General features: G+C 60.5%; 14 protein-coding genes and 3 pseudogenes. 13 read left to right on the top strand and 4 right to left on the bottom strand.

From position 1 onward, the window contains the following. Positions 1-33: 33 nt before the first annotated feature. From AB8B31_RS31825 to AB8B31_RS31765, 13 genes and pseudogenes are all read left to right on the top strand, one after another. Positions 34-819: a response regulator receiver protein gene (locus AB8B31_RS31825; protein WP_096771491.1), complete on the top strand. Its 786-nt coding sequence runs from the start codon at positions 34-36 to the stop codon at positions 817-819. Next, positions 816-1382, top strand: a complete 567-nt coding sequence (locus AB8B31_RS31820) for a hypothetical protein (RefSeq protein ID WP_096771492.1) — start codon at positions 816-818, stop codon at positions 1380-1382. The genes AB8B31_RS31825 and AB8B31_RS31820 overlap by 4 nt, the downstream gene beginning before the upstream one ends. A gap of 1 nt (position 1383) precedes the next feature. Further along, on the top strand, positions 1384-4779 hold the full coding sequence (locus AB8B31_RS31815) for an ATP-dependent helicase (RefSeq protein WP_096771493.1): 3396 nt from the start codon (positions 1384-1386) through the stop codon (positions 4777-4779). An 83-nt stretch (positions 4780-4862) separates the two neighbouring features. Then, positions 4863-5552 (top strand): multiubiquitin domain-containing protein, encoded by a 690-nt coding sequence (locus tag AB8B31_RS31810; protein WP_096771494.1) that lies wholly within the window; start codon positions 4863-4865, stop codon positions 5550-5552. Further along, on the top strand, positions 5552-5938 hold the full coding sequence (locus tag AB8B31_RS31805; RefSeq protein WP_141399549.1) for an E2/UBC family protein: 387 nt from the start codon (positions 5552-5554) through the stop codon (positions 5936-5938). Before AB8B31_RS31810 ends, AB8B31_RS31805 begins: the two co-directional genes overlap by 1 nt. Further along, on the top strand, positions 5935-7281 hold the full coding sequence (locus AB8B31_RS31800) for a ThiF family adenylyltransferase (protein ID WP_170961490.1): 1347 nt from the start codon (positions 5935-5937) through the stop codon (positions 7279-7281). Before AB8B31_RS31805 ends, AB8B31_RS31800 begins: the two co-directional genes overlap by 4 nt. Next, positions 7274-8749 carry a phosphotransferase gene (locus AB8B31_RS31795; RefSeq protein ID WP_096771496.1) on the top strand — a complete coding sequence of 492 codons (1476 nt, stop codon included), beginning with the start codon at positions 7274-7276 and terminating at the stop codon, positions 8747-8749. The genes AB8B31_RS31800 and AB8B31_RS31795 overlap by 8 nt, the downstream gene beginning before the upstream one ends. Continuing rightward, a complete protein-coding gene (locus AB8B31_RS31790; protein WP_096771497.1) occupies positions 8746-9291 on the top strand; it encodes a DUF6527 family protein in 546 nt (181 codons plus the stop codon). Before AB8B31_RS31795 ends, AB8B31_RS31790 begins: the two co-directional genes overlap by 4 nt. A gap of 805 nt (positions 9292-10096) precedes the next feature. Continuing rightward, positions 10097-11766: pseudogene (locus AB8B31_RS31785) on the top strand (IS66 family transposase). A gap of 647 nt (positions 11767-12413) precedes the next feature. Beyond that, positions 12414-13331, top strand: coding sequence for a recombinase family protein (locus AB8B31_RS31780; RefSeq protein WP_096772351.1), 918 nt, complete (start codon positions 12414-12416; stop codon positions 13329-13331). 1782 nt (positions 13332-15113) lie between these two features. Then, positions 15114-16235, top strand: a pseudogene (locus AB8B31_RS31775) (IS110 family transposase). Positions 16236-17000: 765 nt separating this feature from the next. Then, positions 17001-17198: a hypothetical protein gene (locus tag AB8B31_RS31770; protein WP_037145433.1), complete on the top strand. Its 198-nt coding sequence runs from the start codon at positions 17001-17003 to the stop codon at positions 17196-17198. Beyond that, positions 17188-19251: a recombinase family protein gene (locus AB8B31_RS31765; RefSeq protein WP_097622254.1), complete on the top strand. Its 2064-nt coding sequence runs from the start codon at positions 17188-17190 to the stop codon at positions 19249-19251. Before AB8B31_RS31770 ends, AB8B31_RS31765 begins: the two co-directional genes overlap by 11 nt. A 23-nt stretch (positions 19252-19274) precedes the next feature. Here the strand turns inward: AB8B31_RS31765 and AB8B31_RS31760 are convergent. The 4 genes and pseudogenes from AB8B31_RS31760 to repA form a co-directional block, all read right to left on the bottom strand. Next, a pseudogene (locus AB8B31_RS31760) lies at positions 19275-19718 on the bottom strand (integrase core domain-containing protein); the annotation flags it as partial. A gap of 358 nt (positions 19719-20076) precedes the next feature. Further along, a complete protein-coding gene (gene repC, locus AB8B31_RS31755; protein ID WP_096771944.1) occupies positions 20077-21285 on the bottom strand; it encodes a plasmid replication protein RepC in 1209 nt (402 codons plus the stop codon). Positions 21286-21440: 155 nt separating this feature from the next. Continuing rightward, the gene (gene repB, locus AB8B31_RS31750) at positions 21441-22466 is read right to left on the bottom strand and encodes a plasmid partitioning protein RepB (RefSeq protein WP_096771943.1); all 1026 of its coding nucleotides are present in this window, start codon (positions 22464-22466) and stop codon (positions 21441-21443) included. Next, positions 22463-23677, bottom strand: a 1215-nt coding sequence (gene repA / locus AB8B31_RS31745; RefSeq protein WP_096771948.1) for a plasmid partitioning protein RepA, incomplete at its 5' end; no start/stop codon positions are given. The genes repA and repB, both read right to left, overlap by 4 nt.

Below are 23677 nucleotides of genomic sequence, written 5' to 3'. Positions count from 1 at the left end.
ATTCGAATCGAATTTTGACGCGGAGCCGACAAAATGAACCCGCGGACCATTCCGCCGCTCAGCAAATATACGAGAATGACCGAGGTCGAGACCGAGCTTGCCGGACTTGAAACGCTTGGGTTCGACGAGCTTATTACGCGTTGCGAAATTTCCGACCGCTCGAACCCCGGCTATATACGCTCGGAATCGCTGGTCTACAGGATGCGGGCGACGCGGTCGGACAATAATGACGCAAGGTTCAACCGGTTGTTTGTGCTTTTTCTCCGGCGCATCGCCCGCGCCTTGCCGCGTGCCGAACGCACGGTCGACGGCAAGGTTCTGGTCGATGCGGCCACGAAAGACATCAACGATGCGGCACTCGACCGTATTCGCCTTCTCGTCAGCCTTGACCGCAGTGGCGGCGACCGTCTCGATTTCTACGAGGTCCATTTCGACGAGGCGGTCGCGAAGCTTCGCCTGAGCGCACGCAGGCGTGTCTCCGTTCGCGCCGAACGCGAGACCCCGATCGAAGTCGATGACGACAGCGGGGCTCTCGTCGCGTCGGCCCAGACGACCGGCGCGCATGCAAATGATGCGGATGATGCAATTCTTTCAGATCCTATTTTCCGGCCTCGGCTGTTGGCGGCGATTGATGCTTTGCCACAGGAACAAAAGGAGGTCATCACCATGACGCTTGCAAATATCCCGAGCCAGTCGAGCGATCCCGATATTGCTTCAATCAGCGGCCTCTTGCACTGCGATCCGCGCACCGTGCACAATCGCCGCAAGCGGGCTATTGCGGCATTGCGACAGGCGCTCGGCCTCGGAGAGGACAAATGAGCAAAGATCAGCCGACCCCTGAGACATTGCTGACAAGCTTCGCCGTCGATTTCCGCAAGGATCCCGTCTCGCTCGGCCGCTACTGTCAGCGCTATCCGCAGAATACGCACGACTTCGTCGCGCTCGCCCATGAACTGCTCTTGTTGCAGAGCGTTGAACAGGACACTCCCATCGACGCGGCCACCGATCGATGGATTGCCAACCTCACCCCTACCGGCCCGTCCCGGACCAGTCCCTTTGCGGGCCTTGATCGTTCGGCCTATGCCGCGCTCCGCGAGAGCCTCGGCGTTCCTGGCCCCGTCATCAACGCCTTTCGCGATCGATTGATAACGCTCGGGAGCGTGCCGTTGTCCTTCCTGGAAAAGTTCGCCGCCGGGCTGAATGTCGGCATCCAGGAACTTGCGGACTATCTTTCCGCTCCTCCGAGCCTGTCGCGCGGGGTCCAGTATAAGTCGGACGGCAAGCCTGGGGCGGCAAGCGACAAGCTGAGTTTCAAGGCAGTGCTGGAGGAGGCGAATGTCTCCCCGGAACACGTTGCAGAACTTCTTCTCGACGAGGACTAGGATGGATACGGTCGAACTCGGCCGTCAGGAGGCCGCAAGGATCCACGCCCGTCTGGTTGAACAAGGCATAGATCCCTGGGACCCGCTGGCGCTGGTGGAAGCGGCCGCCGATCGCTGCGGCATCGTCGACATAACCGGTTTGAAGCCGGGCGGCGCGCTTCTGGCCCAAGCACGTGCGAGCTACGACCCGCACAGCCATAGCATTCTGCATGAAGACACCGGCAATGCGTTCATGAACGCCTTCCTGATCGGCCACGAAATCGGCCATGCCACCCTCGGTGACGCGCGATTGCCCGACCAGGCGCGCGACCCAGATCCGGCTCGTTCGGTCGAGGCGGCCCCCGATGGCGAAGAGCGCGTCGCCGATTATAGCCGCAAGTCGCGTCGCGAGGTGCAGATGGACCTCTTTTCGCGCGAGCTGCTGATGCCGCGCGCATTCCTGCGTGAGCAACACCTGGCGGGCATGAGCGCGAACGCCATAGCGGCGAAGCTGGGCGCGCCCTTTGGCGCGGTTGCCCAGCAATTGCTGGACGCGCTACTCTTGCCGTCGGTCGAGCTCAGACAGGACGCCTGCGACACGTTGCCGCTGAACGATCGTCAGGCGCGCGCCGCAGCCCATCGCGGTGGTGCCTTTCTGCTCGAGGCGGGCCCGGGTACGGGCAAGACGAAGACCCTCGTCGGCCGCATCTGCGACCTCATCGACAAGGATGCGGTCGACCCGCGTACCATGGTCGTCCTGACCTATTCCAACAAAGCGGCCGGCGAATTGTCGGAGCGTATTGCAAAGCGTGCGCCGCAAGCGGCAGCGGCCATGTGGATCGGCACCTTCCACGCCTATGGCCTCAATCTGGTGCGCAGCTATCATAGGGAGCTCGGATTTGCTCGCGAACCACGGCTGCTCGATCGCACCGAAGCCATCGATCTTATGCTCGACAGGGTCGCCGGTCTCGATCTTGCCCACTACCGGGATCTCTCCGATCCGACTGACAAGCTGCGCGATCTCCTGTCTGCGATCTCCCGGGCGCAGGATGAGGTCGTGCTTGCGCCAGATTATGCCGCTCTCGTCGACAAGTTGGCCGCTTCGGACGGCGCGTCGGGCGGACGGGCGGACCGGGCCCGCGAAGTCGCGCGCGTCTATGAGAGCTACAGCGACCTGAAGAGGTCGCTCGACTGCGTCGATTTTGGCGATCTCGTCGCCTTGCCGACGCATTTGCTTGAGACGCGCCCCGAGATCGCGCGCGCCGTCGCCGCCGATATCGGCCATATCCTTGTCGACGAATATCAGGATGTGAACCGGGCAAGCGTGAGGCTCCTGCAGCAATTGAGCCCGGGTGGTCGCAACCTGTGGTGCGTCGGCGATGTCCGTCAGTCGATCTATCGCTTCCGGGGCGCATCATCCTTCAACCTTTCCCGTTTCGAGACGCAGGATTTCAAGGGCGGCAGTCGCGATCAGCTGGAGGTGAACTATCGCTCTGTGGGCGAGATCGTCGACAGCTACCAAGCCTTCGCGGCTGGCATGCAGATCGAAGGGGCCACGCCCATGGCACTGAAATCGAACCGCAGGGCCAGCGGCAATCCGGTCGAATTCCGCTCCGTCGACGGCGACACCGAAAGGGAAATCGACGCTCTCGCCGACGGCATCCTGGAAATGCGCAATGCCGGTCATGCCTTCCGCGACCAGGCGCTCTTGTGCAGCGGCAACGACCGGCTCGCCAAGATCGGCGCCGGCCTCGAGGCCAGGGGCATTCCCGTCCTCTATCTTGGCAGTCTGTTTGAGCGGCCGGAGGTGAAGGATCTTTTGGCATGGCTTTCGCTGTTGATCGACCGGCGCGCCATGGCGCTTGCGCGCGCGGTCGCCACACCGGGGCTGACGATACCGCTTGGCGATCTTGGTCGTTTCAATGAAGCGCTCAATAACGACACGGCCAGACCACTCGATTGGATAAAACACCCGCCTGCCGGCCTCAGCGAGCCAGCCGCGGCGGCCGTTGCCGCCTATTCCTCCTTGCTTGCCGGCTTCGACGCCAATTCTCCGCCCTGGGATACCCTCGCGCAATTGTTGCTCGACCGCAGCCGTATGGCGGCACAGATTGCCGGCGCCGGCAACATGCAGGCGCGCGCAAAAGGGATCGCCCTTTGGCAGTTAATGAATTTCGTGCGGACCCAGCCCGCAGGCCGCACCGGAGCCATTTCCGCCCTGCTCGAGAGGATCCGCCGGCTTGTACGCCTCTCCGACGACCGGGACCTGAGACATATTCCGCAGGCGGCAGGCGGCATCGACGCGATGCGGTTGATGACCATGCATGCCAGCAAGGGCCTTGAGTTTCGCGTCGTGCACATCCCCGGCATGGCGAAGGGTACCTTGCCGCGCAACGCCGCCGCGCCAGCCTGTCCGCCGCCCGACGGCATGATCGAAGGATCGGACCTTGACGGCGAACGTTTCAATGATCGCGAGCATATGCAGGAGCAGCAGTGTCTGTTTTATGTCGCCCTGTCGCGGGCGCGCGATCGGCTCCTCGTCTACGCGCCCGGCCGCACGAAAAAGTCCGAGCGGCAGCCCTCACCCTTCATCGCCCGGCTCGGATCCGGCCTGTCTCGGCTCGGCGTTACGCCGTCCAGCTTCGATCTGCCGCCCGACAACCCGTCGATCGCGATAATCTATCGCGGACAGCCCCTCTTCCGGCAGAGCGAGCTTGCCCTCTACGAGCGCTGTGCGCGCCGTTTCTTTTATACCCATATCCTCAAACTCGGCGGCCGGCGTACCACGACCGCCTATGAGGACATGCACGAGATCGTCCGGCAGGCGGTCCGCGAGCTGATCGCCACCGGCACCATCGCGGCGGAGGCGGCCGGTCCGGATGAGATCGTCGAACGTCTCTGGTCGGCCTCGCCTCTTGCTGCATTGCCGGCCGCGCCGGCCTATCGCCGCCTTGCCGGCGAACTCGTCCGGAATTTCGTCGCCATGAACGACGGCAGGCCCGTCGCCCCGCCGGACCGCCTGTCCTTTACGCTCGCCGGGGCAACGATCGAAATCGAGATCGACTATGCGCAGACGGATGCCGCCGGCGTCATGCGGGCATTGCGGCAGGTCCAGACGGGCCACAGGCGCACGACGGCGATGGAAGGCGCTGCCGTCATGGCGACGCTCCTTGCCGTCAACGATCAGGCACCTGGCTGCAGCGCCGAAATCTTGTTTCTTTCCGACGCAGGCCACGAACGGCTCAGCCTGCAGGATGGGCCGCTCGACACGCGGCGGCGCAAGCTCGAGGCCAATATCGCCGCCATACTGTCCGGCCAATTTCCGACCAAGGCATCGCCGCGCACCTGTCCGAAATGCCCGGCGTTTTTTATGTGCGGAACCGTGCCGGGCGGAACATTCGAAAAAAATTTCGCCTGACCTTTCCGGTTATCGTTCCTCGCAGGGATTGATCCAGTGCACGTCACAGCAGACCGCGGTGACAATCATGAGGATCAATTCCGATGCAAGATAACAGTACCAACAAGGGCCATCCCGCCGAACTCGCCGTCGACGGTATCGTCTTCAAGCCGATCGCGCTTTCCGACCCCGTGCCACTGGGCCGCCAGCTTCTGGGCGCCGGCAAGCTTGCGCCGCCCGAGGCCTATAGCCTCTATGCCATTCTTCAAACCGGTGACTTCGAGGATGTCCGTCTCGACGAAACCTTCGACCTGCGCGCCAAGAGCACCGAACGCTTCATCGCCTTTACCGGTGACCGTATCTTCCGCCTCTTTGCCAATAACCGGGAAATCAAATGGGGTCTCGAAACGATCGACGAGGCGGCGCTGCGCCTGTTCAGCGGTGCGTCGGACAATGAGGCGGTTTTTCTCGAGGTTCGCGGCGGCACCGACCGCCTGATCAAGCAAGGCGAAGCCATCGACCTCACGCGCGACGGCGTCGAGCGCTTCATCACCGCGCCGCGTCCGAAGACCTATCACTTCTTCGTCAATGGCCAGAAGTACGAAACCGACCAGCCGCAACTGACCGGTCTGCAGATCAAGGCACGCGTTTCGGGCTGGAACCCCGAACACGATCTTATGCTGGAAGGCCATGGCGACGATCCGGACCGCATCATCGCAGACGACGAGATCGTCGATCTCGATGTGACGCCTGCGCGCCGCTTCTCCTCTGTCCCGAAGGCGAATTTTGGCTGATGAGCACGATCCTCGAACGTCAATTTGACGAACTCCGGGCGCGCTTTTCAGCCGCCGAAAAACGCCTCTTGCCGAGCGGAACGACGCTCGTGAGCGTGCCGGCCGTCCTGCTGCCCGAAGGATGGTCGGCAAGGCAGACCACGATCCGTTTTCTGGTTCCGGTGGCCTACCCTTACGCCGCCCTGGACTGCTTCTGGGGTGACAATAGCCTCAGGCTTTCCTCGGGCAACCTGCCGCAGAATGCGGCCTCGGACAATGCGATCCCGGAAACCAGCGAAAGCGGGCTGTGGTTTTCATGGCATCTGACAACGCCATGGGACGCAAACCGCGACACGCTGTCGGGCTGGATGAACACCATCATCGACCGGCTACGGAGGATCCAATGAGCGGACTACGTACGCTGCAAGGGACCTGCAGGAGCCTGGCCGACGATCTGCTGGCGGCAACCGGCGCCGAGGCCTGCGCAATCGGCTACGCCCATTTCGACCAGATTACCAAAAGCTGGGTGCTTGCCGAAGCCTCGCCGGTCGACCAGTCGGCCTATGTGAGCCGGGGCCCGACCTCGGTCTGCCTCCACCCCGCCGTCCTGGTCGACATTGCCAATCGAGCGCGCATCGAGCGCCTCAGCCCCGTCATGATCCATACGCATCCGCACGCCGCCGGGAGGCCTGTCTTTTCGTCGATCGACGATGCCGGCGAAAAGGAGATGAAGGCCTTTTTCGACCGGCGTGCCCCGCAGGCAAGTCCATTGGCAATGGTGATCGGACCGCAAGGGCTGAGCGCCCGTCGTCTCGGCCTGCGGACGCCCGTTGACGTCTGGGAGGTCGGAACCGGGCTGACGCTGCTGAGCGACGCGGCGGCAGGCTTCCAGGAGGGCGATCTGCGCCACGATCGGCAGATCCGCGCCTTCGGCCGGGACGGCCAGCAGATGATCGCAAGGCTGAAAATCCTGGTTGTCGGCGCCGGCGGCACCGGATCGGCGACGGTGCAGCAGCTCGCCTATCTCGGAGCCGAAAACGTGACGATCGTCGATCCCGACAGCGTCGAGGCGACCAACCTCAATCGGCTGATCGGGGCGACGGCAGCAGATATCGGCACGCCGAAGGTCGATGTCGCCCGCCGGGCCATGCTTGCCGTCAATCCGAAGGCGGCTGTGCAGGGCATTGTCGGCGATATCGTCGACGGCCCGGTCGCAGGCCTGATCGGCGGCTTCGATTTCATCTTCCTGTGCACGGATTCGCATGCCAGCCGCGCCGTCGTCGGCCAGGCCGCCTACCAGTATCTCGTGCCGGCCATCGATGTCGGCGTCAGTGTGACGGTTGCCGACGGTCTGGTCTCGCACATGACCGGCCGGGTACAAATGCTGGCGCCCGGTCTGCCGTGCCTGACCTGCACCGGTGCCTTGAACGGCGAACAGATCCGCCGTGAGATGCTCACCCCGGCCCAACGCGCAGCCGATCCCTATGTGCTCGGCGCACATGTTCCCCAGCCCGCGGTCGTTTCCATCAATTCGACGGTCGCCTCGCTTGCGGTCACGATGTTCCTCGGAGCCGTCACGGCCATGCCCGCGCAAAGCCGCTTCCAATATTATGACGGCGTGCGCGGCACGGTGAGGCCAACGGCTGCCGCCCAGCGCTGCGGCTGCATCGTCTGTTCACCATCCGGCGCGCTCGGCCATGGCCCAAGCTGGCCGCTGCCCGTCCGCCCCGCAGGAGCACACCATGTTTGACGAACGCCGCAACGTGCTGTGGATCGGTGAAGCGCCCGGCGCACTGATGATGCGCGAGTTTGCCAATCGCCGTTGCATCATAGAACGATGTGATCCGACATCGCTGTTCCCGAATGCCGGCTTCGCACGTAGTGTCGTCGTGAACGTCAATGGGCGACAGGAAGACGAGCTCATCAAGGCGGTCGGACGCGACGCCCTGCAGCTTGTGGATCACGGTCTGCGCGTCGATGTGATTGCGCCCGACGATGCCGCGACGGGCCGTATCCAGGATCGTCTGGGAACGCTTGCCGGCCTACCTTCCGTCGGCCTGCATACCGCGCCTCAAGCGCCCGCCATCGCCGAGGTGATTGCCCGATACGATGCGGGCAAGGTGCCGCGCCTGGACCTCGACATCAACACGTCCGATGACCGCGAGCCACTACGCGAAGCCGACAAGATCCTGTTCAAACGGGCCTTTCCTCACTGCAGCAGGATCGCGCTTGTCGAACTGGGTGGCGGGCGCTCTGCGGCTCGCGTCTTTGCCGTCCATATGATCGTCGACCGTTCCAACATCGGTGCGTGGCCGCAACCGGCATTCGCAAAGCTCGACCGACGCGACAAGATCGCACAGGAACACGACAATTATCGGAATTTCGCGGAGCGCTTCATCCCGTTCGGACTGCGTCCCAATATCGATGAACTGATCCACGGCAGCCAGCGCAGTCTTCTCGTCGGCAGTTTCGTTGACCGCTCGGAATCGCTCTGGACGCTTGCCCGGCGCAATGTCGCAGGATCAGCCATCACCGCCCTCTTGGATGAAACGTTGGGTGGCTGGCGCGACCAGGGTTATGCGAGCGATCCGGTCAGAGGCGCTGTCGCGGTTGCCCTCAGGAACATTGGCGTGTGGAACCCGGATCGGATTGATCCCTGTTATGTCGAGCGTGCCGCCGAGGCCGGGATCTTTGAAACACCTGAGACGTTGTGGACCGCTCTTGCATCACTTGAGCAGACCTATCGACGGGCCCCGATTCATGGTGACCTGCATGGCGACAATGTGCGGGTGCGCGGATCTAGTGCCATCCTGATCGATCTGGCTTCGGTAACGCTCGGGCCTTTGACCGCCGATCTTGCCGCACTCGAAGCCTGGCTGGCATTCGAGTTGCCACCCGACGTCGACCAGCACCGTTATGACGATCCGGAATGGACCACGGTGATCGAACGACTTTATGCACCAACGGCCTTTCGCCATCCCCCCGGGCCTGCTCGCCCGGCAACACGCTTTGCCTGGATCGAAGCGGTTGTCCGCCAGATCCGCACGATGGGGATCGCCATTCAGACCTGCCCCGGCGAATACCAGACCGCCGTCGCCGTGCAGCTCCTGCGGCGCTGCCAATGGGCGGATGGTCCCGATGCCGACCGCGGGCGCCGCGCAAGGGGCTACCGGATCGCCGCCCGTCTTGTCGCCGATCTTTGCGGGGGCGCACCATGACGTCGCCAGCACGCAAGATCCGCTGGCGCGGAAGAGGCGAATATCGTGATGATACCGAAGCCTTGCTCGAACTGCCCGGCGATACCGCCGCCGTCATCCGCACCCGCCCCCGTTCGCTGTTGATAAGATGCCCAGACGGGTGCGGTGACACCCTGGTCATCAACCTTGATCCTCGAGCGGGAAAGGCATGGTCTCTGACGGTCCGGGGCGAGCGTTGCTCGCTTTATCCGTCGGTATGGCGCGAGGACGGCTGCCGCAGCCATTTCATCGTCTGGCGTGATCATATCGTATGGTGCGGGCGCTTCGAATACGGCAATGAAGAACCGTCCTACGACGGTCGCCTCGAAGCCAAGGTCATTGCCGCATTGGATGAAGCGACCTATCGCAGCGGCTCTGATATCGCCATCGATATCGATGAGATCCCGTGGGATGTTCTGAGGGTCTTGCGGCGACTAACCTGGGGCGGGACGGTCGAGGAAGGCGATAAGGACCGCCGAGGACATTTTCGGCTTGCGGGCGCTGACAGCAAGGGCAGCAGGTGATTTGACATCTCCAGCCCAGTGGTTTTGCCGCCATAACCATTCCTTTTGGATCAGGTGCCAGGCGCCCATGCACAGTGATCTCCGATGGATCACCTCTCGGAAGGCTGACGGAACCGATCGAGGTGGCGCCTTGGAGGAGATGTGATGTCGAATAGAAGGCCGCTTAACGCCAATAGGTTAGGTGAATATGGCGAGACAACATTCAGCACTCTACGCGCCAGGGCGGGCCTGATTGCAAACAAGCCTATGCGCGAACGTGCGGGGTAGACTTTTCAGATCGAGGTTCCGCACGCTGCTCTGAAGACGTCGTTTCCTGCCGACGAGCGCTCCATTCCCGATCCACTAGTTTTCAGACAGACGTTTGCCCCACGATAGCGGACACGACCGAAATTACAGGATCCGTCGCGCCGCCTGCGGCGTGACGTCGAGCTTGCCCCTTCCGCCCACGCCCGGGCGCCTGAGCCTCGGCAATAGCCGTGTTGGAACGGGCGAGTACCGCGTCGATCGCAGCTAACTCCGCCGCGGGGGGATCGGAAATCTTGGGCCTCTCCCGTCCCCCGGTCGGCCGTGTCGCGCGGCGGCCGGTAGACCGGTAGCGACTCCTGCGCCACCGAGCCCACCCACCTCTGGTGTAATGTCCCCGCCATGACCGCGGAGTATCCGCAGCCCTCTGGGGTCAGCGCCCAGACGGTAACTGGAGCAGATCTGGGCGCAGCCCTCTGGGGTCAGCGCCCAGACGGTAACTGGAGCAGATCTGGTGGCAGAAGGGATTCCTGTTTTTTGTGAATCATGATTCACTTCCTTTATGACGAAGCGCCGCCTCCCCATGGCCGAGCATGCCGACACGCTGTCGCTGAAGGCGCTGCGGGAGTTGGTGACTGGTCTGGTGGAGCGGGCTGATCGGGCAGAAATCCGGATCGAGAAGCTTGAGGCTGACAACCGAAAGCTTCGAGAAGACAACGACCTGCTCAGGGTAGAGAACACGCGGCTGAAGGTCGACAACCAGCTTCTGCGCGACGAGATTGCGCGGCTTAAAAACCTGCCGCCACGCCCACCCTTCAGGCCCTCGGGTATGGACCAGGCAACGAGCGACAAGGCGGTGGCCGGCAGCCGAAAGCCGGCGCGGCGTCGCGGGCCGAAGGGCGACACGGGGAGCGCCACGCGCGAAGAGGTACTGCCTGCCAGAGCCCCACCTGGATCGCGGTTTAAAGGCTACAAGGATTGCGTGGTCCGGGATCTGGTCGTGCGGGCCGAAGTGGTGCGCTATCGCCGCGAATGCTGGGTGACACCGGAAGGACGCACGATCATTGCGCCGCTGCCAGCAGGGATAAGGGGCGGCTACGGCGCCAGTCTGCGTCGCTTCTGCCTGATGCTTCATAGCCATGGGCAGGTCACAACGCAGCGATTGACGACCTTGCTCAACGATGTCGGTGTCGAGATTTCCAAACGCCAGGTCATCCGGTTTTTGACGCAGCGGCTGGACGGCTTTCATGCCGAGGATGCCGCCGTGCTGCATGCGGGCTTGGTCTCGGCTCCCTTTGTCACGGTCGACGACACTGGCGCCCGTCATGCCAACCGCAATTTCCATACGACACAGATCGGAGGCGAACATTTCACCGCCTTCCGCACTACGCCGTCGAAGTCGCGGCTGAACTTTCTGGCCCTGCTGCGCGGCAACTATCAGGACTATGTTCTCAACGATGCCGCCTTCACCTTTCTGGAAGACCGTCAGGTCGACCCCGCCCTTCTGGCGCGGTTGAACACACGCCAACCGCGGCGGTTTGCCAATCAGGTTCCGTTTCTCGAGTATCTGGCCGCCAATGGGGTCGACATCTTCGACAAAGAAATAATCCGCCCGTTTGCCGAGGCCGGCATCTGGGGCGCCATCCGCCATCATGGTCTGGTCGGCAATGCGGTGATTGTGTCCGATGATGCCGGACAGTTCCGCGTCGGCACCCATGCGCTGTGCTCCACGCCGAACGGTTGCTGCACAAACTGATGCCGGCGACACCCGGCCAAGTACGGCATGTCGAAACCCTGCGGGATCTCATCTGGCGCTTTTACAAGGCCCTGAAAGCCTATCAGCGAAGACCTGATCCGCGTGCAGCCCGGAGCCTTCAGGCCCGGTTCGATCGGATTTTCTCGCTGCGCACCGGTTATGGCGACCTCGACAAACTGCTGTTTCGACTGAGACGCCGCAAGGCAGAACTGCTGCGGGTTCTCGAGCGGCCTGAAACCCCGCTCCATACCAATGCGTCGGAAAGAGATCTGCGCGGATTTGTCATCAAGCGAAAGATTTCCGGCGGCACGGTCAGTCGCAACGGTCGGCAGGCGCGAGACAGCATGCTCGGCCTGATGAAGACCTGCCAAAAGCTCGGCCTGTCGTTCTGGCACTATCTCGGCGATCGGCTGGGGATCAATGACGAAGATCATCCTATTGCACCCCTCGCCTCGATGGTTGCAGCACGCGCCTGAACGCTCTCGGCCCTTCGAGCACCCTGCTCTGCGTCAGACATGCTGATTGTATTGGCATGGCCACCAAATCAGCCCCGCTTACCCCCCGCTTACTCAATATTTCGCCGTTTCCGTTTCATTAACCATATGAATTAATGCCGTTCTTTTCTGTCCTGGAAGCCAGGATGGCATTAACTTCCGTCATCGCTTGCGTCGTTTAGAGTTCGCCTCACTTCCGATAAGTAATGCTTATCGGACGTGATTGCTATAACACCGCAAATCGGCGATGTCGGTCGTCCTGGATGACCGGAAAGGCCCGGTTTTCGGCCTTCTAGGGCGATGTCGGCCGGATTAACCGGACTCGCCCAAGCAGAATTCGACCCGCGCCGTCGGGCCAAGTGATCTGGCGCCGATACCGAAACAGACTTCAATACCCCATGAGCGAGGTCTTAGTCGTTCCACTATCTTCGGAACCATTGGTTTTCCGGCATTTCCGTCACAGAAGCCCGCAGGCACGCGTTTGCCTATGTGGACGGCCCGTCGCTCGTCTTGGGCGACGATTTGAGTCTGGCGGCCCGCTATTCAGAGCTTAAAACACGCTTGCAACTGATCATTTTCTCACGCATTCCTTATCTGTACAAAGCACCTGAAATACCCGTGAGAAAACCATGGCAAAACGGCCAGGCGCCAATCCATCGTCAGCACCCAAACGGCTTATCGGCTATGCACGCGTCTCGACTGATGATCAGGTCCATGATGCGCAGATGGACGAGTTGCGCGCCGCCGGCTGTGAGCGGATTTTTCAGGAGCAAGCATCAGGTGCTTCACGGGCACGGCCCGTCCTAACGAGACTGCTCGGCGAGCTCGCCGCCGGCGACGTGCTTGTTGTTGTCCGGCTGGATCGCCTTGCTCGGTCGGTCAGCCATCTGTTGCAGGTGATCGAGGACCTTGAAGAACGCGGCGTCCATTTCCGGTCGATCCGCGATCCGATCGATACGTCCACACCACAGGGCATGTTTTCCCTTCAGGTCCTCGGCGCGGTCGCGCAGCTCGAGCGGGCGCTCATCGCCGAGCGCACCAAAGCCGGCATTAAGGCGGCGAAGGCGCGCGGCAAGCTTCCTGGAAATCCGGGTCTGCGAGAACGACGGCCGGAGGCGATCAAGGCAGTCACGCAAGCACGGCATAAGTTATATCTTGATGAACTTATTGCATCGGCGCAGACGTGGCTGCCAATGGTGCGGCAACTCCGGCCGCAGCACAGTTGGGACAATGTCGTGCGGGTGCTCAATCGCCGTGGCCACGACTGGACCGTCGAACGCCTTCGTCGCGCTGTTCATCGCATGGTCCGCGAAAAGCTGGCGGAGAAGGAACTCCTTGCTCGGTCCCCTCGCCGCGCTCCCGAAGACTACCTGATGAAGCTGGTGGCAGCGATTGCCATTGCCGATCCCAATCTGTCGCTGCGCGACATCGCCGCGCAACTGGACCAGATGGGAGAACGGCCTGTCCGCGGCGGCAAGAAGTGGCAACCGTCCTCGGTGCGGGTCCTGCTGGACGAAGCCCACCGGTTTGGCCTCATTCGCCGCTGAGGGCACGGTTCATCCGGCAACCGATGGCAGGGTGTTTCTTCTTGCCGCTATTCGACGGCATAGCTTGCAGGTCCGGCTTTGGGGATCTGCAGCGCCAGGACCGCTAGTCGCTATCGCTCCACAGTTTCGGCTCAGCGCCTACATCCTCGACCGCGGAGGCGGCTTCTTCCCCCTGCTCGCCCTCCCTCCCTCGGAACATGCTGCGGCTTCAGCCGCGGCGATTACGTTCCGTAGAGGCGCGCGGGCCATGACCCTCGACGGCGCCATTGAAAGCAGAGAACGGCCCCCTCCCCTCGCGGCCAATCCATCTCGGCCGCACGAAGAATTCGGGCGCGAGCTAGGACCCAGTCAGACAGTGTTTGTTTCATTCAAAATCCCATAAGCGTTTCGGCGTTCTTTCGAGGATGGTCGACAATTCGGTTGGGCCTTTGTCCACGCCGGCAGCTATGATTTCTACAAGAATGACTACGGCCAAAATCTGCGAACATATTGTTTCGCGACCAGCAAGTTCCGACTGTCCTCGGAGCCTGGGAGGTCATCGTCCTGAAGCATCTCGCGGAAGCGTTGCAAAGATTACAAGCTAATGTCTGCTTTCAGTCGTGACAAACATTGTCATTGGTCGCTTGATGGGGATAGGGGGAGCCTGTTGCCTCGGCTCCTCCCTCCCAGCCACCCGGCATCCGGATCCGCACCGGGCGGTTGGAGCAGTTGAAGTCGGCAGGATCGCAGTTCTCCCAGCCTGACGCGTGGCGTTGCTTATCCTGGTGCGGCGGATTTCATTTCTCGCTGCCGTGGCCCTTCGAGCTTCACCCTACCTGCCAGATCGGCGAGCTTCGCTGACGCGACCATCAGAGACCGTTCAAATCAGATAACCAGCGGTTCTCCCTTTCGCTCGTTCGGCCCTTCGTCCGCACTTCCGTGCTCACTACTAAGGCCTCTGCTTCTCGCTCAGGCTCGACACCGTCGCCCTTTGGCGTGAGGCGAGATCTCCCCAGGTAAGAGCGCACTCCTTCACTGCCCGACCGCCGGATCTACGCCACCGCCTCTTGGTCAAGAGAGCTTCGCCGTTCTTTGCCCGCTCGCCCTGGTCGGCACCGCCATATCCGATTCTTGTTCATCGGCCCTCAGTTTCGATCCACGCTTCCTCCTCACGGTTGGTCGCCCTTCCTCAGTTGCGCTTCGCTTCGCTCGCCATGACCAACTTACGTGGGGACTTCCACCCACAAGAGTGCGCCCATGCTGGGCGCACAACACGAAGCTGCTCGATCGGGTCCGTGCATCAACTGACCTTACTACACCAGCCGCATAGAAGGCTGGCGGCCATTCTACCCAGTCAACCGTGACCTTAGAATGTCATGAGATCTTTACGGTCATGACGATCAAAATTGCCCATCAAAACCTGCGAACCCATGGCGGCGACAGGACGGTACCTATCTCGATGGCTGACCTTGTGAAAGGTGGCCCCGAGGAGCTGCACCGTTCCAGAAGCGTCTGAAAAGTCGTTTCGTTTCAAAGTGTTGGAGCTGTGGTCAGCTGACCACTGGAAAACTAGCTGTTGGCGGGGCGTCTTACTCCAAAAAACTCCCTGCCAGTTGGCCCACGACAGCAGGTCGGGCGGAAAAACCTTGATCACTGGACCCGCTGGCTGGCGCTCAATCCTCATCCGGCGGCGATTAGACCGTATGTTCGTAGGGTGAAGGTGGCCCGCCCCCGCGGTAAGCTGAATTCGGGGGTTGCTCTGGATAGGCCGGAGCCGAGCCCCACGCTTAGCGAGGGCGAACCATGAAAGAAGATAGCGTAATTTTCGTCGGCTTGGATACGTCGAAATTGAAGATTTCGGTGGCCATTGCCGACGGAACCCGCAACGGCGAGGTGCGGTTTTTCGGCGACATCTCCTCGGAGCCGGCATCAGTGGCATCTATGGTCAACAAGCTTTCCAAGCGCGGAGCTAAGCTTCATTTTTGCTATGAGGCCGGTCCAACGGTTACGGTCTTTACCGGCATATTGTCGAACTGGGGCATGATTGCGTGGTCGTGGCGCCGTCACTGGTGCCCAAGCGTGCGGGCGACCGGGTGAAGACAAACCGCCGGGATGCCATGGGTCTAGCGCGCCTGCACCGGGCGGGCGAGCTGACCGCAGTCTGGGTCCCAGATGAAGGCCATGAGGCGATCCGCGACCTGGTGCGGGCGCGTGAGGCGGCCAGCGACGCGCTGAAACAGGCGCGTCAGCAACTTCAGTCCTTCTTGTTGCGTCATGGCCGGATCTATGCCGGACGCGAACCATGGACGCGTGCCCATACAAGATGGCTGACTGACATGCCAGGCCTTCGATCATCCCGCCCACCAAATCCTGCTGGCGGAATATTGCCAGGCAGTCGCGGATGCCTGCGTGCGCCTGGATCGGCTGACCAAGCTGGTCGTCGAGACCGCGGCATCCTGGTCAATGGCCCCGGTTGTGGCCGCCTACCAGGCGATCCGCGGCGTCGCGTTCATGACGGCGGTCACCTTTGTCGTCGAGATCGGCGACGTCAGGCGCTTCGATAATCCCCGTCAGTTGATGGCGTATCTCGGTCTCGTGCCGTCGGAAAGCTCAACCGGCGAACGGGTCAAGCGTGGTGGGATCACCAAGGCGGGCAATACAAGGGCTCGAAGGGTACTCATTGAAGGGGCTTGGACATATCGCTTCCCGGCTCGCGTGAGCCCGAAGATCCAGGCGCGACTGGACGACCTACCAAGAACGGTTCGCGAGATTGCTTGGAAAGCCCAGGTGAGGCTTTGCGCGCGCTATCGCAAGCTGATGGCGGCAGGCAAGCCGAAGGTCGTCGCGGTCACCGCCATTGCGCGAGAAATGGCAGCGTTCCTGTGGGCCATCGGGCAGGAGGTCGCTCCCATAGCAAAAGGCTAAAGGCGAATAACCAGCTTGAACAGAGACGCTTAACCCGCAAATTGAAATCATCTGCTGTTGGACAAAGATGGAGGCAGGGCTCCGGTGGGGAACCCTCGCAGGCTCTATGTGGCGGACAATTCCAAGCCCGAGATTAGACAGAGGCAGCCCCAGACGAACACACGGAAATGCGGTACCCAACCCGCGCATAAGAGTATGCCAGCCGTCGTCGAAATGCCCTGTCTCCTCCTTTGTTCAACAGCTACACGCATCGGCTTTCGTCCTCAAAACCGGAAAGAAAGACTCATGACTAAAGAGCTTGCAAACGAACATAAGAGAGCCCGGCGGTTTAGAGTAGGCCAAATGGCGCGGTTACGGCGGTTATTTCAGCATCATTTGTCGGGGTCTGGATCCGAGCGATGCGTGCGGCCGGAATTGGTTGTACAACACGACGACAGAACACCCACGGGACCGAGGTTCGCGAGCTTCTGTATCCGTGGCATCCCTGGTCCGGACGGCTTGTTCACGTGCATGAGGCGGTGTCTAAAGGGACGCATATTTTCCGCTGCAGCCTTTCTGGTTCTTCTTCTGGTCGACTTCTTGAGGTCCCGTCGTGGATGTTCGACCGATCAGTGAGTGGTTGTTGGCGCAGCCTGGCGGTCCCGCACGTCGATCTCGCAAGCCTGCATTCTTTGGCAAGATTGCTGAAGGACGCTGATGCCTCATCGCAATCTTCGGTAATGGGCGCAGCATTGGTCTCTCACGAAACGAGTCGGAGAGATGTTCATGCCTCGCCAGCCCATGACATGCCAGTTCGATCTGTTCTCGGCCCCGCAGCGGGGGAAGACGGCAGGGACGCCGCAATGGCCGGAGTTGCCGGAGGAGACCCGCCAAGCGTTGACGGTGCTCATCGTGCGGCTGTTCGTCGATCACGCAAAGTGCGGACATGCCTGCCAACAGAAGGAGGCCGGTCATGATGCATGAGAAGATCGCGCCGCATCATCTGGAGCGGAAGGCCATCCTCTATGTTCGGCAGTCCTCGGCTCACCAGGTTCTGCACAATCGAGAGAGCAGCGCCCTCCAGTACGCCATGCGCGACCGTCTGGCAGCGCTTGGATGGTCACATATAGAGACGGTGGATGACGACCTTGGTCGTTCGGCCGCCGGCGGCGTGACCCGCGCTGGATTTGATCGGATGGTGGCGGAAGTCTGCCTTGGCAAGGTAGGCGCCGTGGCCGCGCGTGAGGTATCGCGCTTCGCCCGGAACAGCCGCGATTGGCAGCAACTCATCGAGATGTGCCGCGTTGTCGATACCGTCCTGGTCGACCAGGAAGCAGTTTATGCGCCCCGCCAGGGCAACGACCGCCTGCTCTTGGGTTTGAAGGGCAGCCTCAACGAGTATGAACTCGATCTCTTGCGTCAGCGTTCCCTTTCCGCCCGCTATGAGAAGGCTCGCCGCGGTGAACTCGTCGTCACTGTTCCGGCCGGCTTCGTAAAGGCCGGTGACAGGATCGAGAAGGATCCCAATCGGCGCATCCAGGAAGCCATCGCACTCGTCTTCGACAAGGTCACCGAACTCGGGAGTGCCCGGCAGGCCTTGCTATGGTTCCTTGAGCAGGGATTGGACCTGCCCGTCAGGTGCGCCAACGGTGACGTCATCTGGCGCAGGCCAAATTATGCCACCATCCACCGGATGATTGCGAACCCGATCTACGGCGGCGCTTATGCTTATGGTAAGAGTCGTTCCGTACCAGGATACGATGGCCGATCTGGAATTCGCCGCAAGGCGCGTGATGAATGGCTGGCGCTGATCCCGGATGCGCACGAAGGTTACATCAGTTGGGAACGGGCGGAGGAGATCCGCAAGATGGTCAGCGACAATGTACCGGCCAGTCGCCATCATGGAGCGCCGAAGCATGGCGACGCTCTGCTTGCCGGCCTGTTCCGCTGCAAAAGGTGCGGCCGGAAGCTGACGGTTCGTTACACAGGAGCCAACCATAACATCCCGCGCTATTCCTGTTGGCGAGGGTTGCTCGACAACGGCGAACCACGTTGCATCGCCTTCGGCGGTCTGCGGGTCGATGACGCGATCGAAGAGGCACTTCTCGGCGTGGTCGAGCCAGGAGCCATTGCCGCCGCCGTCGAGGCGGAACGCAATATGGCCAACCAACGCGATCAGGTTCAGGATGCCCTGATGCGCGACCTCGAGGCAGCACGCTATGTAGCCGACCGGGCATTCCGGCAATATGACGCGGCCGATCCAGAGAATAGGCTGGTGACGTCGGAGCTGGAAGCACGCTGGAACAAGGCGCTGACTGGCGTCGGTGAGATCGAGGCCAAGATTGCCAAACATCGGACAGTTACGCCGCATCCGTTCCCCATGTCCGCATCACAGGTAACCGCACTTGCGGGAAACCTTCGCGCCGTCTGGACGGCGCCGACAACCGATGCAAGGCTGAAGAAGCGCATCGTGCGCACGCTCATCAATGAAGTGGTCGCCGATCTCGATGATGGAACCTCTGAGATCGTCCTCGTCATTCATTGGGTTGGAGGCGTCCACACCGAACTGCGCCTGCCGAAGCGACACCGTGGCCAAAGAAATGCGACCCCTGACGACATTGTCGACGCTGTGAAACAGCTCGTCTTGATCGCCAATGATGATGTGATTGCCGGTGTCCTCAATCGCAACGGACTGACGACCGGCAATGGCAATCGCTGGACACGGGAGCGGGTCACCGCGCTGAGGTCATATCGCAAGATTCCGGTCTTCCGTCCGCAGATCGACGGGGTTGAGCCATGGCTTAATCTGGGCGGTGCGGCGAAGTTACTCGGGATATCGCCAAAGACGCTGCGTCTGGCGGCCGAGGCTGGCGATATTAAGGGGGCTCATCCGCTACCCGATGGCCCATGGATCTTCAGCCGTTCCAAACTCGCGACCCCGCAAGCACGTCAGATTCTCGATCGTGCCCGGAAGAACCCTCGCCACCCCGCGGGATCGCCTCCAGATCAGGAAAATCTATTCCTTTCAATGACATAGAAAGATGGGTGTTATGAAACAGGATTGTAATCGTCGGCCCATTCGGCAATGGCACTTCGGGCATGATCGAGGCCGAAGAAGAGGCTTTCGTTGAGCAGCTCGTCGCGCATGCAGCCGTTGGAGCTCTCGACATAGCCATTCTGCATCTCCTTTCCCGGCGCGATGTAGTGCCGCTCGACCTCATGATCTTTCGACCGGACAAGGATGGCATTTGAGGTGAGTTCGGTGCCTGTCGGAAACGACCATTCCAGGTTTGCCGCGCATAGGATGAGGGTCGTCAGCTCTCGAGCGACGCGACGACGCAAGATCGAGGTGTCCGGGATCGCCGCCAGGCATTCGCGCGTCACATCGTCGACGATGTTGAGCACGCGAAACCGCCTTCCGCAAGTGAACTGGTCGTGAACGAAATCCAGCTACCAGCGGGCATCGGCTTTCGCTTCGACCAGGATCGGGGCCTCTGCGGATAGCAGCAGGTATTTGTTCCTATTGTTTGCGTCCTATTCCTTCGGCGCCATCGCGCATTCGCGATTAGCCGGCGCAGCAGACCACCTTGCGATTTGCTCGCCGCGACGGTTCCAATGAATTACTGAATCGTGCGAAGACTTCGCTCCTGGCTTGTTTGTGCTCGACTTTGGAGCGACTTCGTATTGAGGTCACGGTCTACTGTTCCCCTAAGAGGCGTCATTTGGCTCAGGGCCTGACGGTAACCTACACACAGTCCCTCCAACCAGTCTCCTTCGAAAATCAGCGTCTTCCAAGGGGTTAGCTCTGTGGTCAGCTGACCACAACCGAAATCCTCAGCGGCAGGATAACGATCAGCCGCACCTACCCAGCCCTCAAACCACCTTGTCCGTTGGCCTTCAACAACGCCATTAACATCGGGCCAAGCGAGAATTCACCGCGCTCACTCCGACGCGTTAGATCCCGCAGATAGCCTCCAGGGGAGTTGATAAAATTAGCCCTTTCCAGGATGCACGCAATTGCCGCCGCCGCGTTCTCCGGTCCTAGCGCCTCGCAGGCATCCTGGTAGGCGGAAGGGCTTACCCCCAGCATAGATCGAACCACCACGGCGGCAGACATCAGATCTCGCCAGTTCCCCACGCCGCGTGGCGCATAGTCGCTGATCATCGGGCACGCCTTGAGCACCAATTCCAATGGGAATGCCCTTTGCGATTTATTCTTCGGCTGATGGCTCAAGCCAGCCTTTGCCCCCTGCTCCTTTTCGGAGCGAGGTTCATATTCATTGATGGATTCGGGTTTTGAATTCTGTATGTGCTGCTCAATACGAGCAGCATTGGTGCTAATTTCTTCATTATTCTCAAGGTTTTCCAATCGATTGAGCACTTCCTCACGGAGCATCAACATTTCATCGAGAACGCTAGTGACCCCTTCAAGGGTCGGAACACGCGGAATTCTGCTCACGAGCGCAACGTAGATATCTTCGGTCGTCTGCCAATCGCCGTCTGCGCCCTCGACCATTGCAGCCGTGATAAGTTTGCGAACATCCCGCCGGCAAATGGTAAGGCTCTCTTTGGCCTTCCTGAGAGAGGCTCTCTCGGCCGCCACTCTTTGCGCCAACATCGCCAACTCTTCCGATCGCGCCAGCAGGGGCGACAGGTCGAAGCCGAAAGCGTTCTCGATCCGGCCATCGTCGCCCTTACGGGCGAAGCGCTTGCCATTTGCGCTATCCTTACGGACGATTAACCCCGACTCCACCAGGATAGCTATATGCCGCCGCAACGTTGCGCCCGCCATTGCATGCGCCCGAAGCGCCAGTTGAGCATTCGACGGGAAGACAATCAATTGTGCGTCCTGACGCAACTCATTGTCAGGATAAAAGCTCAAAAGTGCGTCAAGAACGGCCAGGCTGTTCGACTGGATCCCGAGCAGTCCCATCGCGGCGGAAGCGTCTCTCAACACTTTCCACTTATCGGCAATCTTTCCATGCTTGATCTCTATTGCCGCCTGGCGCCGCACGAGCGCAAGCGTCATCGGCCGCCGCCCGAACGGCGTCGTCACATTCCCCGAGTGCATTGTCTCTCACCTTTCACCAGGCAAACGAAATTCGCTCACCAAAACGGCGCCAAAGACTCTTGACGAGGATTCGAGGAAATGCGATTCTGTTCTTGCTACAGAGACAGAAGGGCTTCCACGACGGCGACGTTGAGGGAGCTCTTTTCTTTTGCGGGTTACACTCCCTGTTTCCGTTGATGCGTTGCGCGATGCTCCTGGTAGAGCGCCGGCAAATGCTCGAGTACGAAAGCCGCGAAATCCGGCGTGGCTTTCCTGTCAATGGTAATTTCGACCTTGCTCTTGCTCTGCGTGACCTGCGCAAGCCTGTCGCCATCGGGGGTCGACATGACGTCTGGCAACCCGCGCGCAATCCGACGCGGTTTCAAATGGTCGATCACCGCCTTGAACCGGTCTGACGACGGCAGCGCCTGCACCTCTTCCGAGGCCGCATATTTCGCCGCGCCTCCCGGAGACGATGCTTTCTCAACCAGCTCTGCCAATTGCTGCCAACTTGGGCGTCCAACGCCTGGAGCGGCGCCAATGGCATCGATCAATTCAGAGGGGAGGGCGTCGACAAGCAGGAGCATCTTCGACAAGTTGCTTTTGTCGATTGACATTGCCGCGATGACGATTTCTCGTGGAAACTGCTTGTTTAGCTTGTGTGCGAAACGTGCCTTTTCGATGAAGGTGAGGTCTTCGCGCTCATTGTTTTCCTGACCCTGTGCGATAACCAACTGCTCGTCCGTCAAGTCCCGAACAACCGCCTTGACCGGCAGTCCTAGCTCCGAAACGGCGCGCAGCCGGCGGTGTCCAAAGGCAACCTGGTAGCGCGCGGGTTTAACGGGATGAGGTCTCACAAGGATTGGGACCTGCTGTCCTTGCTCGCGGACGGATGCAAGAAGTCCTTCGATATCACCTTGCATACGATCCTGAACGAAGGACGACTCGATTGACGACGTGTCCAGTTCAACCACGGCCTGACCTTCGGCTAGACGCCGCTCGATCTCGTCGGCACGACCAAGACGATCATTTTGCTCGCGCAACGCGTTACCGATGTTTGCAGTCAGCTTCGTCGCTGGATCTCGTTCTTTTCTGGTCACGCCGAGAAGCGGCATGGAGCGAGTCTTTGCCGCTCTGTGTTCAGCAGCTGATGAGCTGTCGGGGGCGTCCGTGGAGACGTCAAGGAGGTGCTTCCGACTCATGTGGTTCTACCCCATGCTTTTTTGATCAGAGTTTCGATCTCGTCGTTGACGGCGTTCATCGCCTCTAAGGCCCGATCATAGGTTGAGCGCGTGAACTGTCCGCGCTCAACCTCAAAGAGGGTTTGATTTGTCAGACCAGCGTCCGAAACGGCCGTCGTCTTGAGCATCGGAAAATTGAGGACATTTTCGCCGAAGATCGAACGCAGATAGCCCACCATCTGGTTCTGCGGGCCATCGCTCGGTTCAAAACGAGTGACGAGGTAGCGCATCCAATTGAACTTGAACTGGGCGCCTGCATTCTCGATTTCCCGAAGGAGATTCGAGGTCATCGCCAGAAACTGGTTCATCGACATTACATCCAACATCTGCGGATGGACGGTGACGAGGATCGAGGTTGCGGCAGTCAGAGCCGAAAGAGTGAGGTAGCCAAGTTGAGGAGGGCAATCGATAACGACGACATCGTAGTTGTCCGCGATGTCTTCGATGACCTGACTGATCCGACCGTAAAAAAGCGTGTCGCCTTCCTTCCGGTTCATAAGCGCGCGGGGGGTGTCGTGCTCGAACTCCATCAGTTCAAGATTGCCGGGAATTAGATGAAGATCCGGGATGTACGTTCCTCGGACAACCTGCTCGATTGGGACCTGCTCGTCATCATACCGGATGGCGCCATAGAGTGTTTCGTTCGGACCAACGTCAGTTTCTGGCTGACTGCCGAAGAGTGCGGAAAGGCTTGCTTGGGGATCAAGATCAATCGCCAGAATTCGGTAGCCACGCATTGCCAAGTACTGTGCCAGATGCGCGGCCGTCGTCGTCTTGCCCGAGCCGCCTTTGAAATTCATCACCGAGATGACTTGAAGCTGCTCTCCCGTGCGACGATGGGGCAGGTGGCGCCGGTTCCCGCGGCCAATCAGGTCCAGGTGCTTACGGATTGAATGAATATCTTCGATCGTAAACGTGCGTCGACCGCCAGGACTCATGCTAACGTGCAATTCAGGCATTTCCGAAGCAGTTTGCCTAAGATAAGACTCACCGATGCCAAGCAATTTTGAGGCTTCTGACGGTGCAAAGGATCGAATGCCCTTTTCGGACGTCGGCGGGAAGACCTTGAGATGATGGGCTTGAAGTTGGCTGGAGAGAGCGTCGGCATGACGCTCCATCAATGCGGTCAACCCTTCGACGACTGGCGCTGTTTTTGCTGCGGTCTTCGCCAT

This window comes from Rhizobium sp. 62_C5_N11_2 (assembly GCF_051811185.1).
Classification (GTDB): Bacteria; Pseudomonadota; Alphaproteobacteria; order Rhizobiales; family Rhizobiaceae; genus Rhizobium; species Rhizobium leguminosarum.
The sequence above is the reverse complement of the archived record's forward strand: the minus strand, read 5'-3'. Positions and strand labels throughout refer to the sequence as shown.